At 69.0% G+C, this 23,923-nt stretch carries 16 protein-coding genes and 6 pseudogenes; 12 read left to right on the forward strand and 10 right to left on the reverse strand.

Annotation, left to right across the window (positions count from 1 at the left end; all coding sequences use genetic code 11):
* Nucleotides 1-41: 41 nt before the first annotated feature.
* The 4 genes and pseudogenes from IEJ02_RS20730 to IEJ02_RS49920 form a co-directional block, all read left to right on the forward strand.
* Nucleotides 42-1,667, forward strand: coding sequence for a long-chain fatty acid--CoA ligase (locus IEJ02_RS20730; RefSeq protein WP_191066228.1), 1,626 nt, complete (start codon nt 42-44; stop codon nt 1,665-1,667).
* Between the two features lie 59 nt (nt 1,668-1,726).
* Nucleotides 1,727-3,475 (forward strand): CocE/NonD family hydrolase, encoded by a 1,749-nt coding sequence (locus IEJ02_RS20735; RefSeq protein ID WP_191066229.1) that lies wholly within the window; start codon nt 1,727-1,729, stop codon nt 3,473-3,475.
* A 48-nt stretch (nt 3,476-3,523) separates the two neighbouring features.
* The gene (locus tag IEJ02_RS20740) at nt 3,524-3,865 is read left to right on the forward strand and encodes a putative quinol monooxygenase (RefSeq protein ID WP_191066230.1); all 342 of its coding nucleotides are present in this window, start codon (nt 3,524-3,526) and stop codon (nt 3,863-3,865) included.
* A gap of 697 nt (nt 3,866-4,562) precedes the next feature.
* Nucleotides 4,563-5,198, forward strand: a pseudogene (locus tag IEJ02_RS49920) (IS630 family transposase); the annotation flags it as partial.
* Nucleotides 5,199-5,579: 381 nt separating this feature from the next.
* Here the strand turns inward: IEJ02_RS49920 and IEJ02_RS20750 are convergent.
* A complete protein-coding gene (locus tag IEJ02_RS20750; RefSeq protein WP_191066231.1) occupies nt 5,580-6,392 on the reverse strand; it encodes an HpcH/HpaI aldolase/citrate lyase family protein in 813 nt (270 codons plus the stop codon).
* Complete coding sequence (locus tag IEJ02_RS20755) at nt 6,389-7,258, reverse strand: HTD2 family dehydratase (RefSeq protein WP_191066232.1); 870 nt, start codon at nt 7,256-7,258, stop codon at nt 6,389-6,391. The genes IEJ02_RS20750 and IEJ02_RS20755 overlap by 4 nt, the downstream gene beginning before the upstream one ends.
* 107 nt (nt 7,259-7,365) lie before the next feature.
* Here IEJ02_RS20755 and IEJ02_RS20760 point away from each other — a divergent pair.
* Nucleotides 7,366-8,391, forward strand: a pseudogene (locus IEJ02_RS20760) (IS110 family RNA-guided transposase); the annotation flags it as partial.
* A gap of 247 nt (nt 8,392-8,638) precedes the next feature.
* Here IEJ02_RS20760 and IEJ02_RS20765 read toward each other — a convergent pair.
* Entirely contained in the window at nt 8,639-9,589 is a 951-nt protein-coding gene (locus tag IEJ02_RS20765) for a LysR family transcriptional regulator (protein WP_191066233.1), read from the reverse strand.
* Nucleotides 9,590-9,844: 255 nt separating this feature from the next.
* On the opposite strand from IEJ02_RS20765, the gene IEJ02_RS20770 reads away from it, so the two are divergent.
* The 5 genes and pseudogenes from IEJ02_RS20770 to IEJ02_RS20790 form a co-directional block, all read left to right on the forward strand.
* The gene (locus tag IEJ02_RS20770; RefSeq protein ID WP_191066234.1) at nt 9,845-11,029 is read left to right on the forward strand and encodes a CaiB/BaiF CoA transferase family protein; all 1,185 of its coding nucleotides are present in this window, start codon (nt 9,845-9,847) and stop codon (nt 11,027-11,029) included.
* A gap of 36 nt (nt 11,030-11,065) precedes the next feature.
* Nucleotides 11,066-12,232: an acyl-CoA dehydrogenase family protein gene (locus IEJ02_RS20775; protein ID WP_191066235.1), complete on the forward strand. Its 1,167-nt coding sequence runs from the start codon at nt 11,066-11,068 to the stop codon at nt 12,230-12,232.
* 88 nt (nt 12,233-12,320) lie between these two features.
* Complete coding sequence (locus IEJ02_RS20780; protein WP_191066236.1) at nt 12,321-13,100, forward strand: electron transfer flavoprotein subunit beta/FixA family protein; 780 nt, start codon at nt 12,321-12,323, stop codon at nt 13,098-13,100.
* 50 nt (nt 13,101-13,150) lie between these two features.
* Nucleotides 13,151-14,113, forward strand: coding sequence for an electron transfer flavoprotein subunit alpha/FixB family protein (locus tag IEJ02_RS20785; protein WP_191066237.1), 963 nt, complete (start codon nt 13,151-13,153; stop codon nt 14,111-14,113).
* Nucleotides 14,114-14,170: 57 nt separating this feature from the next.
* Nucleotides 14,171-14,417: pseudogene (locus IEJ02_RS20790) on the forward strand (Fe-S oxidoreductase); the annotation flags it as partial.
* 38 nt (nt 14,418-14,455) lie between these two features.
* Here the strand turns inward: IEJ02_RS20790 and IEJ02_RS20795 are convergent.
* Nucleotides 14,456-14,911, reverse strand: coding sequence for an acyl-CoA-like ligand-binding transcription factor (locus IEJ02_RS20795; protein WP_498067055.1), 456 nt, complete (start codon nt 14,909-14,911; stop codon nt 14,456-14,458).
* 23 nt (nt 14,912-14,934) lie between these two features.
* On the opposite strand from IEJ02_RS20795, the pseudogene IEJ02_RS20800 reads away from it, so the two are divergent.
* Nucleotides 14,935-15,841, forward strand: a pseudogene (locus IEJ02_RS20800) (methylmalonyl-CoA mutase family protein); the annotation flags it as partial.
* Nucleotides 15,842-15,977: 136 nt separating this feature from the next.
* On the opposite strand, the gene IEJ02_RS20805 reads toward IEJ02_RS20800, so the two are convergent.
* The 5 genes and pseudogenes from IEJ02_RS20805 to IEJ02_RS20825 form a co-directional block, all read right to left on the reverse strand.
* On the reverse strand, nt 15,978-17,408 hold the full coding sequence (locus tag IEJ02_RS20805) for an amidase (protein WP_191066238.1): 1,431 nt from the start codon (nt 17,406-17,408) through the stop codon (nt 15,978-15,980).
* Nucleotides 17,409-17,808: 400 nt separating this feature from the next.
* Entirely contained in the window at nt 17,809-18,330 is a 522-nt protein-coding gene (locus IEJ02_RS51385; RefSeq protein WP_498067060.1) for a TetR family transcriptional regulator C-terminal domain-containing protein, read from the reverse strand.
* Nucleotides 18,243-18,598: pseudogene (locus IEJ02_RS51095) on the reverse strand (IS5/IS1182 family transposase); the annotation flags it as partial. The gene IEJ02_RS51385 and the pseudogene IEJ02_RS51095, both read right to left, overlap by 88 nt.
* Before the next feature lie 197 nt (nt 18,599-18,795).
* A complete protein-coding gene (locus IEJ02_RS20820; RefSeq protein ID WP_223864165.1) occupies nt 18,796-19,542 on the reverse strand; it encodes an IclR family transcriptional regulator in 747 nt (248 codons plus the stop codon).
* Between the two features lie 430 nt (nt 19,543-19,972).
* On the reverse strand, nt 19,973-20,491 hold the full coding sequence (locus tag IEJ02_RS20825; protein ID WP_370467093.1) for an Lrp/AsnC family transcriptional regulator: 519 nt from the start codon (nt 20,489-20,491) through the stop codon (nt 19,973-19,975).
* A gap of 207 nt (nt 20,492-20,698) precedes the next feature.
* Between IEJ02_RS20825 and IEJ02_RS20830 the strand changes: the two genes are divergently transcribed.
* Entirely contained in the window at nt 20,699-22,981 is a 2,283-nt protein-coding gene (locus IEJ02_RS20830) for a thiamine pyrophosphate-binding protein (protein ID WP_370467094.1), read from the forward strand.
* 420 nt (nt 22,982-23,401) lie between these two features.
* Here IEJ02_RS20830 and IEJ02_RS20835 read toward each other — a convergent pair.
* Nucleotides 23,402-23,795: pseudogene (locus tag IEJ02_RS20835) on the reverse strand (IS5/IS1182 family transposase); the annotation flags it as partial.
* Nucleotides 23,796-23,923 lie beyond the last annotated feature (128 nt).

The following is a 23,923-nucleotide window of genomic DNA, read 5'->3' on the forward strand; positions in this document are numbered from 1 at the left end:
TTCGACCATCGCAGGCGAGACATCCGCGAAGGAGACGTCACATGCTCGGGTTGATGCAGGATCGTGCGATCGGTCTTCCCCACGTTTTTCATCGGGCCGAGGCGTTGTTTGCCCACAAGACGATCGTGACCGCGACGGCGGCGGGTGAGCGGTCCTCGACCTACGCCGAGTGCTTTGAGCGGGTTCGGCGGCTTGCCACTGTCCTTGATCGCTTGGGTGTCCCTGCTGACGCTCGGGTGGGGACGCTGTGCTGGAACACGCAGGCCCATCTCGAGCTGTACTTCGCCGTGCCCTGTTCGGGACGCGTGCTGCACACCATCAACATCCGGCTGTTCCCGGACCAGCTCGCGTTCGTCATCGCCGACGCGCACGATGACGTGTTGTTCGTCGACCGCTCGTCGTTGCCCACGCTGCAGCAGGTGGCCGACCGCATCCCGTCGGTGCGCTACATCGTGGTGGTCGAGGACGGCTCGACCGAGCCGGTGCCGCCCGACCCGCGCGTCGTGGACTACGAGACGCTGCTCGCCTCGGAGCCGCCCTACCCGGGCAGTTTCCTCATCGAGGACGAGAACTCCGCCGCCGCGCTGTGCCACACGTCAGGGACCACCGGCGACCCGAAAGGCGTGCTCTACTCCCACCGCTCGACGGTGCTCCACTCACTGGCCAGCCTCGGCGCCGACGCGCTGGCCATCGGCGAACGCGACCGCGTCCAGCCGGTGGTTCCGATGTTCCACGTCAACGCCTGGGGACTGCCGTACACCGCGGTTTTGGCCGGAGCGGACCTCGTATTGCCCGGCACCCAGACGTCTCCCGCGGCGCTGCTCGCGCAGATCGAGCGTTACCAGGTGACCTTCACCGCCGGAGTCCCGACGATCTGGATGGGCGCGCTGCCCCTCCTGCACGATCACGATCTGAGCAGCCTGCGGATGGTGCTGTGCGGTGGCGCCGCCGTGCCGCCGAGCCTGTCCGAGGGCTGGCGGGCAGCGGTCGGGGTGCCGATCACCCAGGCGTGGGGCATGACCGAGACCAGCCCCATCTGCACCGTGGCCACGCTGCGCCGCGAACACGACGAGCTGAACGAACAGCAGCGAGCGCGGGTACGCGCGAGCCAGGGACGGCCCCTCCCGTTGTTCGACCTGCGTCTCATCGCCCCTGATACCGGCGCGGAACAGACATGGGACGGCGTCGCCGTTGGCGAGCTGCAGGCGGCCGGCCCCTGGATCGCTGCCAGCTATGTCAACCGCACCGGCGACGAGGGGTTCACCGCGGACGGGTGGTTGCGAACCGGTGACGTCGCCAGCGTCGACCCCAGCGGTTACCTGCACCTCATCGATCGCAAAAAGGACCTCGTGAAGTCCGGCGGCGAGTGGATCTCCTCGGTCGCCCTGGAGAACCACATCATGGCCCACCCCGACGTCGCCGAGGCGGCCGTCGTGGCAAAATCCGACCCGCGCTGGTCCGAGCGGCCCGTCGCCTTCGTCGTGACCCGCGACGGCGCCCAGCTCACCGCAGAGGATGTCCTGGCGCACCTGCGGCCACTGGTGCCGAAGTGGTGGCTGCCCGACGAGGTGCACTTTGCCGACTCGCTTCCCAAGACCGGCACTGGCAAGTTCGCCAAGCGCATCCTGCGTGCGCGACTCGACCCTGCGATCAAGGATCAGCCCTGAGCGTCAATGACCGCCTGCCTGACCCGTCCAGCCAACGTTGGGCCTTCAAGGAGCCATCCATGTACTTGCCCCGCATCGACGCCGGGATCAAGATGACGACCCGCGACGGCGTCACGCTGACCGGCGACTTGTACCGACCCGCCGACGAGGGCCGCTGGCCTGTGCTGCTGCATCGCACTCCCTATGACCGCAGGGACTCGTTCCGGGTCTCGGCCATCGTCGCCGATCCGCTCTGGCTGGCCCGACAGGGCTTCGCAGTCTTCGTACAGGACACCCGCGGCCGCGCCGAATCCGGCGGGGAACTGGACTTCATCACCCAGGAATACAACGACTCCTACGACGTGATCGACTGGGCCGCAGCGCAGCCGTGGAGCGACGGCAACGTCGGCATCTACGGCTCCTCCTACCTCGGCATGACCGTGCTGCAAGCCGTTGCCGCCCGTAACCCGAACCTCAAGGCTGCGGTCGCGATGGTCGCCACCGTCGACATGGGCCACACCGCCCGGCCCGGCGGTCTGTTCGAGCTGGGCTTCCTGACCACCTATGCCTTGGTCATGTGCCGGGAGGGTCTTGAGCACTCCTCGCTGAGTGCAGCCGAACGGGAGCACGCGCGCAAGCTGTTGGCCGAGGCGGCCGATGACTGGCGCGCGGTTGTCAGTCAACTTCCGCTGACCGATATCGCCCCGCTCAACGACAGCCGCCTCGCCCCGTTCTGGGCCGACTGGCTGCGTTCACCCCACGACCCGTTTTGGGACCGGCCGAACCTGCTGACCGAGCCCGACCGCGTCACCATCCCCTTCCTGCAGATCAGCGGATACCAGGACTTCACCAGCCCCACCCAGTTCCGGCTGGCCGCTCGGCTGGCCGACAACGAGCAGGCCAGGTTCATCGCCGGCCCGTGGACCCACTTCGGCACCTACGGCGCGTCCGGCCAGTCCGGTGCGCGGGTGCTGCCCAACGCCAACGGCGGTGTGCCCACATGGAACCCCGTGCTCGCTGCGTTCTTCGACCGCCACCTGCGCGGCGGTGACGCCGCGGACTACCCCTCGGCCGCACGGTACATTTCCGGCCCCGAACGAGTCACCTACTTCGTCGGCGGGGCGAACACCTGGGCGTATGCGCCGACGTGGCCGCCTGCAGGCACGGTCGAGGAATGGGCACTCGCCTCTGCCGGCGACGCGCGCACCGCCGGGGGAGACGGCCTGCTCACCCGTGCAGGCTACGCCGGAGCCGCCGCAGACACGTTCGTCGCTGACCCCCACGACCCGTTCCCCACGCACGGCGGGGCGATCGCACTCGAAGGCGATGCGGCGGCCGTGCCGGGAGGCATTCAGGATCAGCGCGTGGTAGACGGGCGCAGCGACCTGCTCGTCTACACGAGCGCGCCCCTGACCGAGGACGTGACGATCGCCGGCCAGCCCGAGCTGGTCGCATTCATCACCAGCACTGCGCCGGACGCAGACCTGTGCGTCACCCTCGTCGACGTCGAGCCCGACGGTTTTGCCCTCAACATCGCCGAAGGAGCTCAGCGAGCCCGCTACCGCGACGGTGGCGACAGCGACTGGCTCAGCCCCGATGAACCGAGCCGAGTGACCGTCGCCCTGAACGACGTCGCCCACCGGTTCCGCCGCGGTCACCGCATCCGGGTCCAGATCGCCGGGTTCAGCTTCCCGCGTTACAGCCGCAACCTGCACACTCGCACCGTGCCCGAGCTCGGCATCCTCGACGAGGCGGTCACCGCACGGCACACCGTTCATCACGACGGACCGACTCCGTCCACCCTGCGCCTGCCGACCCTCGCGATATGACCACCAGCCAACGCCACCATGACTGCTGCCACCGTGAGGAGCATCCCGTTGTCTGAGATCGTTGTCGTCGGCCATCTTCAGGCCAAGCCCGGCCGTGGCGCCGACCTGCTTTCGTTGTTCTCCGAGCTGGTCCCACGAGTTCTGCGTGAGGAACCCGAGGTGCTGCGCTACGCGTTCTACGTCGAGCCGGACCGTGATCCACTGAGGGTCACGGTGGTCGAGAAGTACGCGTCACGCGCCGCGGCCGAGGCACACAACGCCGGCGCACTTGCCGAGTACTTGCCGCTGCTGCTGGACCTGCTCGACGGACCCCCGGACACTGTCGAGCTGTCTCCAGCCGATCTCGCCATCTCCGTCGGCGAAGCCGACGCTGCCCGGCTGAGCATCTGAGATGCCGTATCCCAACCGATCCTGGAGCGTGTAAGTCGAGCGGAGTTCCTGGTCGGGTGATCTTCCGGCGGTTACGCGCATGAAGACAGGGCCTCCTGGTAGCTCGGGTGTGCGATCCCATTCCGAGCGGTTCCCGGAGGCCCTGTTGTCGTTGTTGTACGCGCCCGAGCCCGTTGACTTCAACTCGCCCGCCTTGTCGTGCGATTGTCTCGCGCACGTGTACGGCAACGCGGCCGATCATCCGGATCGGGTGCGCCGGTATCCGTCGGACATGACGGACGCGGAGTGGGCGGAGGTGCGGCCCGGGTCATCCACCACGAATTGTGCTGTACGCCGGCCGGCGACGCAGACCTCACGCTCGACCAGGCGCTGCGCGAGCTCACCCGGCCGAGCAGCGAACCGTGCGCTGCCTGTGGTGCCCGCCATCTCCCGGCCTCCTGAATTCGGCAGATCCGGCATCGCCCGTCGGCCGCCTCTGCGCACCCAGAGTCTGCATCAGGCGGACAGCGGCCTGAGCTGGGCACTCTGCCGCTCGCGTGTTCAGGCTTGTAGGTTCTCAGCTTTGCTGTCAGGCGACGGCGCTGTGACCCTGGGCTTTCTCCTTGTCTCAGGCTGTGTCGCTTAGCGGTTGTCTCAGGAGCATGTCCTTTCCTCGGGTTGGCGTTCAAGGGGTCCTGACCTCCCGCCCATCGTCCAGGTGGCTCGGGAACTGCGGATTTCCGCGGATACTGTCCGCAAGTGGCGGCGCCGGTTTCTCGCTGAGCGACTGGAGGGCCTGGCCGACGAGCCCCGGCCGGGCCGGCCACCCACTATCAGCGTTGACCAGGTGGAGGCGGTCGTGGTCGCTACTTTGGAGGAGATCCCGAAGAACGCCACACACTGGTCGCGTAAGTCGATGTCCGAGCACAGCGGCCTGTCCAAGTCCACTGTCGGTCGGATCTGGCGGAAGTTCCAGCTCAAGCCGCACCTGACGGACACGTTCAAGCTGTCGACGGACCCGTTCTTCGTGGAGAAGGTCTATGACGTCGTCGGGCTGTACTTCAACCCGCCCGACGGCGCGGTAGTCCTCTCGGTGGACGATGGCCCGCGGCCACCGCACGATCTTCGTTTGTCCACACACCAACCGATGATCACGCGGTGGCCGTACCCGTTCCCGGCCGGGTCCGCGACAAGATCGCGAAGTCAGACTGGAGTACTAGGCGACCTGCGAACGCTAGGTCTGGGCGCGGGGAGGGGAGATCGCCATGGATGTTATTTTGCTGACCGCCGAAAATTTCCTTGCGCTCCCCCACGCTTTGTGGGAACCCCATGCCCATCAGCAGACGCCGCATGATCGGCGGCGCACTCGCCGCGACCGCCGGACTCGGCACCGCGTTCGGCCTGAACCGGGCCGGCGCCGCGGAGACGGATTCGGCCGCGGCGCCCGCCGAGAGCAGTCCCGGCGATGTCGTCAGCAAGGGTATCGGTCGGAGCACGGTGGAAAACCCGCCTGCCGTCACCAGCACACCCGCGCCAAGGAACCCGTCAGCGCCTGATATCTCTGCTCTCTGCCGAACCCGGAACGGTTCACTCCTGCGTACTCTTCCGACGCCGGGCCACTCAAGCAGTTGCCGCCTGGACGTCGGCAAGCCCGAGGTCGGTCAGCCCCCTTCCGGCGGGGGCGGATCTTCGTGAGGCATGGTCTTTCTGCCGACCTGAGGGGCGCGGCCAGGTGTCAGCGAGAGGCGGCAGCGAGGATCCGACGAGCGCGTTCCAGCACGGGCCTGTCCACCATCTGCCCGTCGACCACGCCGACCGAGTCACCGGCGGTCACCACGGCGCGTGCCCACTTCTGTTCGCTCTCGGAGGGGGCGAACCCGGCTGAGACGATCGGGACCTGGGCGGGGTGTATGCACAACTTCCCGGTGAAACCGAGGCGCCGTGCGTGTGAGATGTCGTCGGCGAGGACATCGGCGTCCCTCACACTGGTGGTGACGCCGTCGACTGGAGGGCACAGGCCCGCGGCTGCCGCCGCCGACACCAGCCGGGAGCGGGCGTAGGTGAGCGCCATGTGGTCATCGTGAGCCACGCCGAGCTGGCTGGCCAGGTCGGCGTTGCCGAAGGCCACACGTACGGCTCCGGCGGCGGCGCATACCTCGTTGGCCCGCTCGACGCCGACGGCCGTCTCGATGAGGGGAATCAGGGCGCACCGCCCGGCCGTGTGGCGGGCGAGTTCCGACAGTACCCCGTGGTCCTCGGCCTTGGGGACCATGACGGGAGCCCCGTAGCGGGACACCGCCTCCAGGTCGGCGTCGCACCACGGCGTGCCGGGAGGGTTGATCCGGATCACAGCGTTGTTGCCTTCGGCCAGCCACCGGGCGACGTTGTCGCGTGCGCGGTCCTTGTCCTGCGCGGCGGTGGCGTCCTCGAGATCGATGATGACCAGGTCGGCGCCGGTGGCGGCGGCCTTGGCGAACCGGTCGGGCCGATAGCCAGGCACGAACAGCAGGCTGCGGGCCCTTTCGATGCGGTCACGGTGGGGGGTCATGCGTAGGTCACCTCTGCTGTGGCGTGGCGCGGCTCCCGGTGCGTGGTGATGTGCAGGGCGGCGTTCCTGTCGGCCGGTGTGCCGCAAGCGATCAGGTGCTCGCCTGCGAAGACAGGGCGGCGTAGCCGGTAGGACAAGGAACGCACGGGGCGGGAGGGGGCGTTGAGGCGTACCAGTTCGAGCATCGCCAGCACCAGGAGCGGGCCGTGGACGACGAGACCGGGGTAGCCCTCCTCTTCCCGGGCGTACGGTGCGTCGTAGTGGATGCGGTGCGCGTTCGCGGTGAGGGCACTGAACCGGAACAGCGTGGTGGGGTCTGGCTGCAGGGGGAGACGCCAGGGCTCATCGGAGTGCGGCGTGGCGGACGTGTCGAGTTCCGATGGGTGCGGTCCGCCGCTGCGCCCCGAGCGGTAGACGATGTCCTGCTCCTCGACCAGGCAGGCTCGCCCGTGCTGGCTGTATTCGTTGCGCACGGTGACGAAGAGGAGCTCACCCGTCGTGCCGTGCTTGGTCGCCACTGTGCTCAGGATGCTGATGCGTTGGGCCGGCTCCCCCACGCGCAGCGGTTCGATGATCTCGCAGCGGCCTCCGGCGAACATGCGCCGCCTGTTGGGGATGGGCGGCAGGAAGTGACCGTGGGCTGGGTGTCCGTCCTCGCCGAGGTCCCGCTGGTTCGGCCACTGCAGGAAGTACAGCCAGTGCCACAGGGGCGGCAGGGGATCGCCGGCCATCGCGACCGGTTCCGGCTGGTCCAGGACGGCCGACAGCGCGGCGACCGGCCCGGGCAGAAGGTCGTCCGTGTCGGTGACCGCCTGGGGACTCCACGACTCCACATACGAGCCGAGCCCGCTCTGGACGTTGTCCATGGGTGCTCCGTAAGTTGTTGGGTGGCCCGGGAGGGCCGGATGTGGCTTATGGGTGCTTGCCTTCAGTGGCTGACAAGGAGTGGCCGTCCGGTTCTCCGGGGTGCCCTGCGGTGGACATCTCCGGGACGTCCTCCGCGCTGCTGCCGGCACTGCTCGCGGCCCATGGCCAGCGGGCTGTCTACGTGCCCGGCCGCACCGTCAACCGCATGTCCGGCGCCTACCGGAACGAGGCGAAGACCGACGCTCGTGACGCCTACGTCATCGCCGAAACCGCCCCTCACCGCCAGGACTTCGCCGCGATCGACGTGCCCGCCCAGCTCCCCGCCGACCTCGCGCTGCTGACCGCCCACCGGGCGGACTTGGTGGCCGACCGGGTGAGGATGATCAACCGGCCGCGTGACGTACTGACCTGCGTTTTTCCCACGCTGGAACGGGCCTTCGACTACAGCTCCCAGAAAGGCGCGCTGGTCCTGCTGACCGGCTACCAGACCCCGGCCGCGATCCGGCGCCGCGGCCGGGCGAGGTTGACGGCCTGGCTCGCCAACCGCAGCGTCCAGGGTGCCGACGCCGTCGCGGCCACCGCTCTGGAGGCCGCCCAGGCCCAGCAGACCACACTGCCCGGAGAAGATGTCGCCGCCCAGATCGTCGCCAACCTCGCTGCCCAGATCCTGGCCCTGGACGACCGGCTCAAGCACATCGACCAACAGATCCGCGAGACGTTCCACGGCCACCCGCAGGCTGCGATTATCGAGTCCCTGCCCGGCATGGGCCCGACACTCGGAGCCGAGTTCGTTGTTGCCGCAGGCGACCTCACGGCCTACGCCGATGCCGGCCATCTGGCCTCGGCGGCCGGGCTCGTGCCCGTCCCGTGTGACTCCGGCCGCCGCACCGGCAACCTCCACCGGCCCACGCGCCACAGCCGACGCCTGCGGCGGGTCATCTCCGTGTCCGCGCAGACCAGCATCATCCGCGAAGGACCCAACCGGGACTTCTCCTTCAAGAAGCGGGGCGAGGGCCGCAAACACGTCCAAGACGTCATCACCCCGGCCCGCCGACGGGCGAGCGTGCTGCGGGCACTGCTGCGCGACAACCGCGTCTTCACCTCCGCCCCGCCGGTCACGCAAGCGGCTTGACTTCGTCATTGCGACTCCTGTGATGAGGTAGCTGGGGGCGGCCTCATGTGGGCGCGTGTCACCCCGGGGCTCACTCGTGTTGCCCTGAGGGCTGACGTCCTCCCAGTGGTTTTTCATCATCTCTGCTGATGGAGCCCTACGAACAATAGAAAAAGCTGATGCCCGCATGCCTCCACGGCATGGGAAAACCCCCGGTGGACGTGCGCACGGACGGACCGAGCCCCGGCGTTGCCGCTCAGCAGGGCCGTCATGCCTCCTTGCCCGGCGCACTGTCGTACAGCTGCGCGGAGGGCCACTGCCCCTCGCGTACGGCCAAGCGGACCTGGCGGGCCAGCTCCTGGGCCACGACCTCGGCCGCCACCGGTACACGGCCCGTCCTGGCGGTGCAGAGCACGATGGAGCGCCACACCTCCGGGTCGCACAACGGAGCCGCGCTCAGGGAGCCGACCGCGATGTCCTCGGCGATGCCGACGCCGGGCAGGATCGTCCAGCCGTGGCCGGCCTGCACGAGCCGCTTCTGCACGTGCATGGAATTGGTCTGGACGACCACGTTCATTTTGACTTCGGCTCGCGCGGCGGCTGAATCGATCAAAGTGCGCAGCCCGTGACCGGGGGCGGGGAGGATCAGGGGGTGCGACGCCGCCTGCTCGAAGGAAATGGGCTGTTCGGGACCAAGTCCTCCGGTCGGCGGTGCGACCACCCACAGCTTCTCCTGTGCCAGCGGTTTGGCGTTCAGCGACGGGATGGCTGCCAGGTTGTACAGCAGGGTCAGGTCGAGGTCCCCGTCGTCCAGCCACTGCTGAAGGTAGCCGGAGTAGGCGGTGAGCAGACGCAACTCGATGCCGGGACGTTCCCGGGTGATGGCCGAGACGAGCCGTTCCGCCAGCAGGTCGCTCGCGCTGTCGAGCAGCCCGACGGTCACGATCCCGGTGACCTCGCCAGGCATCGGCTGGATCTCCGCGCGGGCGCGGTCGAGCTCGTTCAGGGCGCGCCGGGCGCGAGCGACCATGGTCGTGCCGGCGGCCGTGGGCTGCATCCCCTGCCGGGTCCGCTTGAAAAGGGCAACGCCCAGTTCCTGCTCCAGCGTGCGGATCTGCCGGGTGACGGCCGGCTGGACCAGGTGCAGCAGTTCTGCCGCCCGGGTGACACCGCCCACCTCGGCGACCGTGACGAGTGCTTTCAGCTGCTTGAGGTCCATCGGTTTCCGCTCCCATCTGCACCACGCATGGTTCCATCACGAAACACTATTTTACTTTGGTTTCCATGAGCACTGATGATGTGCGCAGGAACGAGGGTGGTTCCCCCACGCATCCCGTGAGGGAGCGACCGCAGGACGTATCGCACACGGCTCGATACCGGCGGCTCTGCCGTTTCGAAGTCCCCCTGCAGGAAGTCCGTCGACGACCGCCCCGTCGCACAGTCGCTTCCCGGCCATATCTCCGGAGGTCACGCCATGACCGCACTTCCGCTATCCGGCGTCACCGTCGTAAGCGTCGAGCAGGCGGTGGCGGCACCGTTTGCCACCCGCCAGCTCGCGGATCTCGGTGCTCGGGTCATCAAGGTGGAGCGACCCGGAGGAGGGGACTTCGCCCGCCGGTACGACACCTCGGTACACGGCCACTCCAGCTACTTCGTCTGGCTCAACCGCTCCAAGGAGTCGGTGACGCTGGACCTGAAGAACCCGCGCGGCCGAGAGCTGCTGGAGGATCTGCTGGCCGGGGCGGACGTGTTCGTGCAGAACCTCGCCCCCGGCGCAGCGGCCCGGCTGGGGCTGGACAACGCGTCCCTCACGGAGCGCCACACGTCACTGATCCCGTGCACCGTCTCCGGTTACGGCACCAGCGGCCCCTGGGCGGACCGCAAGGCCTACGACCTGCTGGTGCAGTGCCAGACCGGTCTGGTCTCACTGACGGGAACACCGGAGGAGACGGCCCGGGTCGGAGTGTCGATCGCGGACATCTCCGCCGGCATGTACGCCTACTCCGGCATCCTCGCCGCCCTCTACACCCGGGCGATGACGGGGGTGGCACGTGCCGTGGAGGTCTCGCTCTTCGAGGCACTCGCGGAGTGGATGAGCCAGCCTGCCTACTACACCCGGTACGGCGGCGCCCAGCCGGCACGTGTGGGCACCCAGCACGCCACCATCGCCCCCTACGGCGCCTACACCGCGGCCGACGACAAGCAGGTGCTCTTCTCCATTCAGAACGAGCGCGAATGGGCTGCCCTGTGCGAGCAGTTCCTTGAGCGGCCGGAGCTGACGGAGGACCCGCGGTTCAGCACCGGGTCGGCACGTGCGGCCCACCGCGAGGAACTCAATGAGATCGTCACCGAGCGGTTCCGCAGGTCCGACAGCGGTGCGGTGATGAAGCTGCTGGACGGTGCGGGCATCGCCAACGCGGGGGTCAACGACGTGCGGGAATTCGTCGACCACCCCGTGCTCGCAGAGCGGGGCCGCTGGCACGAGGTGGGCGTTCCGGGCGCCGTGGTGCAGGCCCTGCAGCCGCCGGCCGACCTGGCCGGAGTGAGCCCGCGCATGGCCCCCGTGCCCGCTGCCGGGGAGCACACCGAGCGGATCCTGACCGAACTTGGACTCACCGCGGCCCAGATCGAGGGCCTGCACGCCGATGGCGCCATCTGACGGCCTACCGCGACATCGAACGAGGAGGAGCACACCGTGAGCACCCTGGACATCCTCTCCGACGACGAGCAGTTCGTCGTGCGGACCGTGCACGACTTCGTCAACAAGGAGGTGAAGCCCGTCGTCCAGGAGCTGGAACACTCCAACACCTATCCCGAGGCCCTGATCGAGCAGATGAAGCAGCTCGGCATCTACGGGCTCGCCATCCCGGAGGAGTACGACGGCAACGCCGTCTCCACGCCCTGTTACGTGATGGTCACCGAGGAACTGGCGCGCGGCTGGATGAGCCTGGCCGGGGCGATGGGCGGCCACACCGTGGTCGCCAAGCTGCTGCTGCACTTCGGCACCGAGGAGCAGAAGCGGCGCTACCTGCCGAAGATGGCCACGGGCGAGATCCGGGCGACCATGGCGCTCACCGAGCCCGGCGGCGGCTCGGACCTGCAGGCGATGCGCACCACGGCCCGCAAGGACGATGAGGGGTATCTGGTCAACGGATCCAAGACCTGGATCACCAACTCCCGCCGCTCCCAGCTGATCGCGCTGCTGTGCAAGACCGACCCGGAGGCCACCCCCGCCCACCGGGGCATCTCCATCCTCCTGGTCGAGCACGGGCCGGGCCTGACCGTCTCCCGGGACCTGCCCAAGCTCGGCTACAAGGGCGTGGAGAGCTGCGAGCTGTCCTTCGACGGCTATCGTGCCGCGTCCGACGCCGTGCTCGGCGGTACGGAGGGCAAGGGCTTCGCACAGATGATGAAGGGCCTGGAGACCGGTCGGCTCCAGGTCGCCTCCCGCGCCCTCGGTGTCGGCCGCGCAGCCCTGGAGGACTCGCTCGCCTACGCCCAGGAACGCGAGTCCTTCGGCAAGCCGATCTGGCAGCACCAGGCCATTGGCCACTACCTCGCCGACATGGCGACCTCGCTGGCCGCCGCCCGCCAGCTCACCCTCCACGCGGCACGAGAGGCCGATGCCGGGCGGCGCGTCGACATGGAGGCGGGCATGGCGAAGCTGTTCGCCTCCGAGACGGCGATGGAGATCGCCCTCAACGCCGTCCGTATTCACGGCGGATATGGCTACTCGACGGAGTTCGACGTCGAGCGCTACTTCCGCGACGCCCCGTTGATGATCGTCGGCGAGGGCACCAACGAAATCCAGCGGAACGTGATCGCGGCCCAGCTCGTCAAGCGCGGCGGGCTCGACGGGTGACAACTGCGCCCGTCCGGCATGCAGCGGGGCCCTTCAGACAAGGGAACGCCCCGGACGAAGGCTGTCGAAAGGAACAGAAGACGCCCTCATGAAGATCGTTGTCTGTGTGAAGTACGTGCCGGATGCTGCTGGTGACCGGCAGTTCGCCGAGGACTTGACGACCGACCGTGAGTCGGTGGACGGTCTGCTCTCGGAGCTGGATGAGTACGCCGTCGAGCAGGCGCTGCAGATCGGTGAGAACGCCGACGACGCGGAGGTCACTGTGCTGACCGTCGGCCCCGAGGACGCCGAGGACGCGGTGCGCAAGGCCCTGTCGATGGGCGCCGACAGGGGTGTCCACGTGGAGGATGAGAATCTCCACGGCACCGATGCCCTGGGTACCTCGGCGGTGCTGGCGAAGGCGATCGAGAAGACCGGCTACGACCTGGTCGTGTGCGGCATGGCCTCGACCGACGGCACGATGGCCGCCATGCCGGCGATGCTGGCCGAGCGCCTGGGCGTCCCGCAGCTCACCCTCCTGTCGGAGGTGTTGGTCGAGGACGGCGTGGTCACCGGTTGCCGGGACGGGGATGCGGCGACCGAGCAGCTGCAGGCGCGGCTGCCCGCGGTCGTCTCGGTCACCGACCTGTCGGGTGAAGCCCGCTACCCCTCGTTCAAGGGGATCATGGCAGCCAAGAAGAAGCCGGTGGAGTCCCTCGACCTGGACGACCTGGGTATCGAGGCGGACAAGGTCGGCCTGGAAGGCGCCTGGACCAAGGTTGAGGATGCCACCCCGCGTCCGGCCCGTACGGCCGGCACCGTGGTCGAGGACAAGGGCGAGGGCGGGAAGCAGCTCGCCGAGTTCCTCGCGGGCCAGAAGTTCATCTGAGCACCGCACTTCCCGCCCCCACATCACTCTTTGCAGGAGAACGATTCGCCATGGCTGAAGTGCTTGTCTACGTCGACCACGTGGATGGTGCCGTCCGCAAGCCGACCCTCGAGCTGCTGACCCTGGCCCGCCGTATCGGCGACCCGGTGGCCGTCCACCTGGGTCCCGGTGCGCAGGAGGCCGCCAAGGTCCTCGGTGAGTACGGCGCCACCCGTGTGCTGGCCGCAGATGCGCCGGAGTTCGCCGACTACCTGATCGTTCCCAAGGTCGACGCCCTGCAGGCCGCCTATGCCACCGTCTCGCCGGCCGCGGTACTGGTGCCCTCCTCGGCGGAGGGCAAGGAGATCGCCGCTCGCCTGGCGGTGCGTGTCAGGTCGGGTCTGATCACCGACGCCGTCGACCTGGAGGCCGGCGAGGCGGGCCCGGTGGCCACCCAGTCGGTCTTCGCCGCCGCCTACACCACCAAGCCCCGCATCACCAAGGGCACTCCAGTCCTCACCGTCAAGCCCAACTCCGCCGCTCCCGAGCCCGCTTCCGCGGCGGGCACCGTGGAGGAGCTGTCCGTCTCCTTCAGCGAGGCAGCGACCGGCACCAAGGTCATCTCCCGCACGCCTCGTGAGTCGTCGGGGCGTCCGGAGCTGACCGAGGCCGCGATCGTGGTCTCCGGCGGCCGCGGCCTGGGCGGCGCGGAGAACTTCCCCCTCATCGAGGCCCTCGCCGACTCCCTCGGCGCGGCAGTCGGCGCCTCCCGCGCCGCGGTGGACGCCGGCTGGTACCCGCACACCCACCAGGTCGGCCAGACCGGCAAGACCGTCTCTCCCCAGCTGTATGTGGCGGCCGGCATCTCGGGTGCGATCCAGCACCGCGCCGGCATGCAGACCTCGAAGACCATCGTCGCGATCAACAAGGACGCCGAAGCCCCGGTCTTCGACCTCGTCGACTACGGAGTCATCGGCGACCTCTTCCAGGTCCTCCCCCAGCTCACGGAAGAGGTCATCGCCCGCAAGGGCTGACCGCGCAATATTTGCTCGTGGCGGCCTTCCAGGGGCTCAGCCTGACGGCGCTGATGAACGAACATCGGTGTGGCCTGGCACCGTTTCCCGGCCTTCCCGAACATCTGGTTCAGGCGAACGTGCCACGGCCCCGGGCGGGCTGAAGCCTATGACGAGCGGCGGCCAGGAGATCGACTTCGAGGCCGCGCTGGACGAGGACAGCGCGGAAGAGGTGCGCTCCGGCGTCTCGCAGGTCGAGGGCTTCTCCTGGAAGGGCGTCCTCGACTTCTCTACCTGCACCGAGTGCGGCCGCTGCCAGCCTCAGTAGCCGGCCTGGAACACCGGCAAGCCCTTCTCCCCCCTTCACTGCTCTCCACTGCTGTCGATGAGGCGTCGCAGCGAGGGGAGCAGGGCGTCGAGGTCCTGGCCGGTTCGGAAGGCGACGACGGTGGTGCCGCCGGTCTCCGGACGGGAACCGGGTGCCGGGAAGAGGGCCAGCACCTCGCGCATGGCCTCGTCCACTTCTGCGACGGGGTCGGCGGTCTCGCCCCGGAGCCATCGGCGCAGTAGGTGGTTGTGGCCGGCTACCACCGCTGCGGCCATGAGCTCGGCTCTCAGCGACGCCGACGTTGTCGGGTCGCCCATCCAGTCCGAGATGAACCCCCGGAACAGTCGCTGGTAGCGGGCGACGCTGGCGATCTCCCGGTCGCGGAGGGCGGCCACCTTGCTGGTGAGCGCGTACCGCGGCCTGGCGAGGTCGCCTTCGTCGACGTAGTGCAGCAGCCCCAGGCGGACCGCGTGCCCATCCAGCCGGTCCACGACAGCTGGGCGCTGACGGATTTCGACTGGGCTACGACTCCGACGAGCCGGTCGCACAGGGCGAGGTCGGCAAGGTCGGCGTGGCGATCGACTCGATCGAGGACATGCGCACGCTGTTCCAGGGCCTGCCCCTGGACAAGGTGTCGACGTCGATGACGATCAACGCCCCCGCGTCGGTGCTGCTCCTGCTGTACCAGCTGGTCGCGGCCGAACGAGGCATCCGCGGCGGCCAGTTGACCGGCACGGTCCAAAACGACGTGCTCAAGAAGTACATCGCCCGCGGCACCTACATCTTCCCGCCGAAGCAGTCTCTGCGCTTGATCAGCAACATCTTCGCCTACCACCACAAGGAACTGCCGCGCTGGAACACGATCTCCATCTCCGGCTACCACATGGCCGAGGCCGGGGCGAGCCCCGTACAAGAGATCGCCTTCACTGGGCGCGGTCCTCGGCGGCACGCAGTCCCTGCACACCAACTCCTACGACGAGGCCACCGCACTGCCCACCCAGAAGGCGGCCCGGCTCGCCCTGCGGACGCAACAGGTCATCGCCTACGAGACCGATGTGGCCAAGACCGTGGACCCCTTCGCCGGCTCCTACGTCATGGAGTCGATGACCGACGACCTCGAAGCGGCGGCTCGGGAACTGATCCAGGCCGTCGAGGACCGCGGCGGCGCGGCGGCGGCGATCGAGCAGGGCTTCCAGAAGTCCACGATCGAACGCTCCGCCTACCGCATCGCGCAGGAGATCGACCACCGGGAGCGGACCGTGGTCGGGGTCAAACGGTTCGTCCTCGGCGAGGAAGAGCCGTACGAGCCACTGCGCGTCGACCCCCGGATCGAGATCGACCAGTGCGAACGCCTCGCCGCGCTGCGCAAGGGGCGCGCCAATGACGCCGTACGGCGAGCCCTCGATGCCCTGCGAGCTGCCTGGAGGCGGAGAGCCGTCCAGCCGGCAAGTCGATCACCGGCAGTCTGGCGGCGCGACGAGCGACCGCTACGTCGACGACGCGCATCAGCGTGACACGGCGGGCCCTCCACGTTCCGGGACCGCGGGTTCGCCCGCGTCAGGCCATGACCGGCGCAATGGCCTCACCCAACCAGCGTGCGATAGCGACCATGCGGGCATCAGTGCCCGGCTGCCCCATCACCTGAAAGCCGAAGGGCAGCCCGCCGACCGCCATGAGCGGAATGTTCACGGCCGGGGTGCCCAAGAGTGAGCTCGGGGTATTGAACACCGGGTCTCCCGTCGGCCACCGCGCCGGCGGCTCTCCGGCGACATCGCCAAGCCATTTCGGCGCCGAGCCGGTGGATGTCGGCGCGACGACGGCGTCCACGACGCTGCCCAGCCGCGCAAAAGCCGCCTGCACGACTTCGCGGTCCTGCAATGCCCGCTCGTAGCCCACCGCCCCCAGCCGCTCCCCGGCTTCGATGAAGAAGCGCTTGCTCCGCGCGCTGATGCGGTCCGGGTGCGCCTCCACCAGGTCGCGGAAGGCCCACAGATGCTCGCGTGCGAGGATCAGACTGGTCAACTCGGTGGCACCGACCAGTGCCCGCTCGAATCGCTCGATCAGTGGTTCGTCGCCTCGCCGGAGCACCGTCACGCCGCAGGCCTCGATCTGTCGGATCACCCGGTCAAACGCTTCGCGGCTCCGCTCGTCCAGACGGTCCCAGCCCTCGGTCTCCATGACGGCGAGGGTGAGGGGCTTTCGGGCCGGTGGCGGTGTGGAGGGCCCGCGCAACGCCGGCCAACCCGGGTCGCCGCCCACGCGACGGGCGATCTCAATGGCCACCTGCCACATGTCCTCAGGACACGCCGCCACCACGCCGTGGGCCGTCGTGCTCGCGGTCTGCCGTTCACCACGATTGATGGCCCCGCGTGACGGCTTCAGACCCCAGTTTCCGCAAAAGCTCGCAGGCCGCATGAGAGACCCGCCGGACTGTGTGGAGATCGCCGCGGGCACCATTGACGCCCCGACAGCCGCTGACGATCCGGACGACGACCCACCCGGCGTGTGTTCCGGGTTGAACGGGTTCGTCGTCGGGCCGGGTTCCGGGCCCGCCAGTTCCGTGGTGACGGTTTTCCCGACCAGGACGGCGCCCGCCTGCCGCAGCGCCCACACCGCGGCGTTGTCCCGCTTCGGGAAGTTACCCGCGTACGCGGCGCAGCCGTACTCGGTGGGCATGTCCTTCGTTTCGAGCACGTCCTTGATACCGATGGGCATACCGTCGATGGGCGAGAGCGGCTCCCCCCGACGGTAGCGACGAGTGCTGGCGTCAGCCTGCTCTCGCGCACCCGACGCCTCGAGCACGACCCAGGCTCGCACGGTCGGCTCGAGTTCAGCGATCCTCGAAAGGCAACGCTCCAGGTAATCGCGCGGCGTGTCAGCGCCGCTGCGGAACTGCTCCACTGCCGTGTGGAACCGCAGTCCTCCGAACGCGACCGGGTCGTACGTGCCGACGGTCGCGCCAGATGAAGAACTCACGAACACCCCCATCGTCGCCGTTCCGGAAGGCGAAGCTTTCACCCTCTGGGCAGCGTTCCAGAATGCGGTACAACGTACCATGACACGGCACAGGCTAGAGACGGGCTCATCGGCATGTCAAGAGTCGTCTCGCCGGTCCGCATCCGTGAGGTCGAGCCACGGAACCGCATCGTCATCCCGCCCATGCGGCAGCACAGGCCGCCGGGGTTCTGTCCCGGCCGGCACCCGGTCATCTCGACCGCTCGGCCGACGGCGACACCGGGTCGGCCCGCCCGGAAGGTACGACCGCCGGGCCGCACGGACTCTTCCCTGCGCCCGCGTCGCGTCCGGCGCGGCGCATCGTCGCGGACGATCGCGGCGAGTCCGGTCAACAGGCGACGCAGGGACCGGACGTAGCTCTCGATGCGGTCGATCACGACACGACCTGGCGGTATGCGGTGCTCGATCGACGGATCTGCGAGAGCAGCATGCCGCTTTGGATGGCGGCCAGCAGGGCGGTAGCCAGTGCGGCGACGTCGGCGCTCTCGCTCAGCTCGCCAGGTGCCTGCATACGGGCCAGTCCCGACCTGATGGGCGCCTCCCACCGGTCGAAGGAAGCGGCCAGGTCGGCCGCAGCGTCTCCATGCTGTCCAGGCTGTCCAGCAGGGGCGCTGCCGGCCGAGTTCGGTGTCGGTCTGGTAGTGGCCGAACTCCCTCCCGGCGTCGTGGTCACCGCCGAACTCGACCCGCTGCAAGGGCGCCCCACGCGCCGCTCTCGTTCACCGGGTCGGTGCAGCTCGCCCGCGATGTCCTCCGCCAGCTCGTAAGGTGCCGTGGCCACGGCACCTCCGCACCAGGACCGTCTCCCGTGGTGGGCTTGAGAAGCCGCGTGCGGCAGCAGATGGCTATGGCGAGGCCGAGAAAGGCCACGTAGTTGCGGGGATCGCGTTCGCACCGGGTAGCCGGCGGTAGCCGGCCAGCCGGGAGATGGTGCGCTCGATCACCCAGCGGCGGCGGCCCAGCCGTTGGCTGGACTCGATGCCCTTGCGGGCGATACGGACGCCGACGCATGCGCCACGCAGCCACTTCCGCGGCTCGGGGACGTCATGGGCCATGTCGGCGTCCAGCCGCCCGGGCGTGAAGTGCCGGCCGCGGTGGGTTCGTGTCGTCCACGGACAGGGGTGCCGCCGCAAGGACTGCGACGCCCTTACGGGCTTCCTGCCCCATGGGGGCGGTGGTCGTCGACGTCGGGCGGCTGCCACCGGAGCCCGTTACGCGCATCGTTGCCTTCGACGGTCCGCCGACCTCGTGCCCGTCGGCCTGGGCACCCACCACTCCCCCGCGAAGTCGTCCGAGGCCACGGCCAGGCCCATCGTCGACGTCGTGGGCACGCAGGGGACGAGCACGGCCGACGTGCCGGTCAGGCCGACGAGACCAACTTGCTGATCTCGTCCGCAGCCGCGACGACCATTCGCGCGAACGTCTTCTCCTGCGAGCGGACATAACGCATCTGCGGAATCGCCAGCGTGACCGCCGCGATGGGCCTTCCAGCCGCGTTCGTGACTGCCGCTCCGATGGAGGAGACGTGTGGGCGGTACCACGACGATACGTCCAACGCATATCCCCGCTTGACCGTCCGGGCGATCTCCTTGCGGAGTTCCTCGGAAGTCAATACCGGCGAGTCTGCGAACTCCTCCAGCCCGGGCTTCAAGAGTTCGTCCACCTCGCTCGGTTCCATACGCGCCATGATCGCGCAACCGGCCGAGCTGGCGCGAAGCGGCACACGCGTACCGACCTCCAGGAACACGCGGACGAGTTGTGTGCTGTCCTCCCGTGCGATGAGGAGATACTCATCGCCGTCGCGCAGGCCGAGGAAGACGGTCTCGCCGGTCTCGGCGGCAAGGCGCTTGATGACCGGCCCCGCCAGTTCCCGTAGATCATGCTCACCGGCGCTGCGCAACCCGAGCACGAGCGCCTTCGTGGTCACCCCCCACCGCACGCGCTCCGGATCGACGATCCTCAACCAGCCGGCCTGCTGAAGCGTCACCAGGCATCGCTGGGCAGAACTCTTCGGGATGCGCATCGCCCGCGACAGTTCCGACACGCCGATCGGCTGGCGCACGGCAACTTCTTCAAAGACGCGAAGGGTGCTCAGCACACTATTCATCGAAGAGCGGGGACTGCTGTTGGTCCCCCGGGCGGCCGGGCCGTCGGCGGAGTGATCTATGCGCATGGCACTGCCAGGCTAACACCCCCAGGGGGTGATCGGACGTCGTTTCGGAGTGTGGTTGTGGGCGGGGACATTGCTGATGCCCGATCGTGGGCGGGTGAGCTGGACGCTCTCCATGAGCGGTTCGTGCGCCGGTTCAACCGGGAGGAGCCGCACCAACCGGCGCCGGCTCACCTCCGCGGTGATGCTGTCTGCGACGGGGCCGGGGCGGTGTGGCCCCCGGCCATCACACGGCGTGCACTGGTCTCCTCGCTGATCCAGGAGGTGGCCTGGCCGCCGGGGAGGAGGCACCCGACGCCCGGCACCTGCTCAGGCGGCGGGCTTCCCGCGGTGGAGTGCCGCCCGCACCGACCGGCTGACCCTCCTGTCAGGGCGTTTCATCCTCCTGTTGCCGGCTGCCGTCCATGGCAGCACGGCGCAGCAGTGGGGTGAGGCGGTGGGGCACCAGTTCGCGCATGGCCAGGGCCGTGGTGGTGCGTTCGACGTCGGGGATGGCGAGGATCTGTCCCGCGATCCGGTACAGGTCCTCGGCGTCGGCTGCGACGACCCGCACGAGCAGGTCGGTCTCGCCGCTGAGACCGAAGACCTCCACAACCTCGGCGATGCCCGTCAGCGCCTGGGAGACCTCTGCCAGCCGGTGTTGGTTGACCCGTGCGGTGACGAATGCGGTGAGTGGGTAGCCGAGCGCATCCGGGGTGATGCGGCGTTCGAAGGAACCGAGCGCGCCGCTGCGCTCCATCCTGGCCAGCCGTGCCTGAACGGTGTTGCGGGATAGCCCCAGGCGCTCGGCCAGGGCGACGACGGTGGCGCGTGGCTCGGTTACCAAGGCGAGCAGGATCCGGGCGTCGGTGGCATCCAGGGCCCGCTTGCTGTTCAGGGTGTTCAATCGGCATCCTCTCGCTCCCCTTGAAATTGAGCAGAATGCTCAATCACAGAGGAGCATCTTGTGCAGTCAGGGACTTATCTGTCTACTTGCGGATCATAAAATCACGGCAAGGACGCTTGGTCCGGGATGCGGAGGTGGTCTGTAGTGGTTCCGAAGGTGGCATCCGTTGACGCTCAGGACAGGGGGGCTGTCCAGCAGGAACAACCCGTGACGCTGGAGGCGGTCGAGCGGCGGGTGCTGTGGCTCTCCACGGCGATCATCGACCATGCCAACCGGGTGCGGCCGAACCCCTCGGGGCTGAAGGTCGGCGGCCACCAGGCGTCCAGCGCCTCGATGACCTCGATCATGACGGCGCTGTGGTTCCACGCCCTGACCTCCGAGGACCGGGTGTCGGTCAAACCCCACGCCTCACCCGTGCTGCACGCCATCAACTACCTGCTGGGCGAGCTGGACGAGTCCTACCTGACCACCCTGCGCGCCTTCGGCGGCCTGCAGAGCTACCCCAGCCGCTCCAAGGACCCCGACCCGGTCGACTACTCCACCGGCTCGGTCGGCATCGGCGCCACCGCCCCCCTGTGGGGCGCCCTCGCCCGGCGCTACGTGGAGGGCCACTTCGGCGGCGTCGGCACCGGGCGGCAGTATTCTCTGCTCGGTGACGCGGAGCTGGACGAGGGCGCGATCTGGGAGGCGGTCCAGGACCCGGCGGTGCCGGATCTGGGCGAGGTGGTGTGGGTCGTCGATCTGAATCGGCAGTCACTGGACCGGGTCGTGCCCGGAATCGCCGCGGAAAGGCTGCAGGCCACGTTTGCCGCGGCCGGCTGGCAGGTCATCACCCTCAAGTACGGGCACCTGCTGCGGGAGTTGTTCACCCGTCCCGGCGGGGAGGCCTTGCGCGCCCGTATCGACGCCATGGGCAACCCCGAGTACCAACGGTTGCTGCGCTGCTCCGCCGATCAGCTGCGCGAACGTCTGCCCGGCACCGGCTCCACCGCCGCCCCCATCGCCGGGCTCATCGCGGAACTGGACGATGCCACGCTGCTGGCGGCACTGCGCAACCTGGGCGGCCATGACCTCGGCACGCTGTGTGAGGCGTACGACGCCGTCGACGACACCCGCCCGACCGTCATTTTCGCGTATACGGTCAAAGGCCACAGGTTGCCCACCGAGGGCCACCCGCAGAACCACTCCTCGCTGCTGACCGGCGATCAGATGCGGGCGCTGGCCGACAGCCTCGGGACGGACCTGGACCGCCCATGGACACCTTTCACCGAGGGCTCGGCGGAAGCGGACCTGTGCGCGGCCGCCGCCCGGCGACTGCGCCGTCCCCTGCGGGAGCCGCAGGCGCCGCCCACGGTCCCGCCCGACCTTGGCCGCGCGGCACCCAGCGGCACCGGCACCACGCAGCAGGCCCTGGGGCGGGTGCTGCTGGACCTCACCCGTCAGGCACCGCGAGCGGCGGGCCGGATCGTCACCGTCAGCCCGGACGTCAGCTCCACCACCAACCTGGGCGGCTGGCTCAACAAGGTGGGCGTGTGGTCGCCCGCTGAACGCACCAACTGGTTCGCCGACGACGCGGAGACGATCCTGCACTGGCGGGAGAAGCCGACCGGCCAGCACATGGAGTTGGGTATTGCCGAGACGAACCTGGTCGGCCTGCTCGGCGAGCTGGGTGCCACCTGGAGCCGCTGGGGCCAGCCGCTGCTGCCGATCGGCGTGGTCTACGACCCCTTCGTCAACCGGGCCCTGGAGCCGTGGTCCTTCGGTATCTACGCCGGCGGCCAGTCGATCCTGGTCGGCACGCCGGCCGGCGTCACTCTCGCTCCGGAGGGCGGCGCACACCAGTCGATCACCACGCCCTCTCTCGGCGTCGAACAGCCGGGGTGTGTGTCGTACGAGCCCGCGTTCGCGATCGATACCGAGTGGTGCCTGCTGGCCGCGCTCGGCGACCTCGGTCGGCCGGAGGGGAACTCGGCGTACCTGCGGCTGTCCACCCGTCCCGTCGACCAGTCCCTGGCGGCGGTGCCGAGCGACCCTGCCGCCCGCGAGCGCCGCCGCCGGCAGGTGACCGCAGGTGGCTACCGGCTGCGGCAGCACGATCAGCCGGCGGTGACACTGGCCGCGATGGGCGCCATGGTTCCCCAGGCCCTGGCCGCCGCCGACCGGCTGGCCGCACTCGGGTACGGGGCCGACGTCGTGTGCGTGACCAGCCCCGACCTGCTCTTCCGCGCACTGCAGGCCCGCCGTGGGCTGGCGGATGCCCCGGACTGGATCCTGGACCAGATCTTCCCGGCCGAGCGGGCAACTCCCCTGCTCACCGTGCTCGACGGCCACCCGCACACGCTGGCCTTCCTCGCCACGGTCAACAACGTGCCCGTCGCCACGCTCGGCGTGAGTGGCTTCGGTCAGTCCGGCGACCTCCAGGACGTCTACCGCTACCACGGCATCGATACCGACAGCATCGTCGCCGCCGGGCTGGACCTCATCGACTGAAAGGAGAGCTCCCACGATGAACGAAGGTGACCCCACGGCGAGCGGCGGCGAAAATCCTGGCCGCCCGTCCCCGGTCCCGGCTCTGCCCCCCAACCTGGCTGCCGGGGGCCGCATCGGCACCCGTCCTCCGCGCACGACCATTCACCGCCGTGCCGGGCGGGGCAGCGCCGGGCGTGGGGCCGTGTCCTCGCGCCAGGGCGGGCACAGCCAGTACGCCCCGCTCGTGATCCTTCTGATCGACAAAGCCGACCACGGAGAGTTCTTCGTGTAACCCCGAACGACCGCCGGCCGGCAGGGCCCTGTCCGCCACCTCCGGCCGGCGGTCCCTCATCGGCGCGCGATGGAAAGTGAAGACCGGGGCGGCTCCATGGGCCGCCTGCCCGCGGAAGGCGCAGTGAGCCCATGCCGGAGGGCAGCCTAGTCCGCGGGCAACCTTCCGGGCCGCCGACGCGGTCCGCGGCGTGAGCGGATCGGCGGGATACCGGCGGCCAGGGGCGTCAGGGCCTGACTGTCGTGCAGGTCGGCGGCCGGGATACCGAGGCGGAGCGGCAGTGCGTTCCGGATCGGTGACCAGGTGGATTATCGATCCGTTCTTACCGCGGTCGGTCGGATCCGGCCCCGTCAGTGCCCCCTTTTTTTTTGCCGCTCGGACGCTGACCGCGTCCATGGCGCACCGGGGCCCGTCCAGCCCGCCGCAGGCTCCCAGCTCATCGAGGATGACGCGGTGGAGCCGGGCCCAGGCTCGGGCCCGGCTCCACCGGGCGCGTAGTCGGCGCGGTAGGCGGCGACCCGGAGCCGCGTTCCTCACGGTGCAGCGGCCGGGCGTCAGCCGACCACAGTGACCCGGAAGCGCCTCAAACAGCCGTACCGTGATGCGAAACGGTGTTGCGTAAACTGGTACGCTCCCGGTCTGATTGGCAGACAAGGGGGATGATGTGACCG

The organism is Streptomyces sp. 5-10 (assembly GCF_014712245.1).
GTDB classification, from domain to species: Bacteria; Actinomycetota; Actinomycetes; order Streptomycetales; family Streptomycetaceae; genus Streptomyces; species Streptomyces violaceusniger.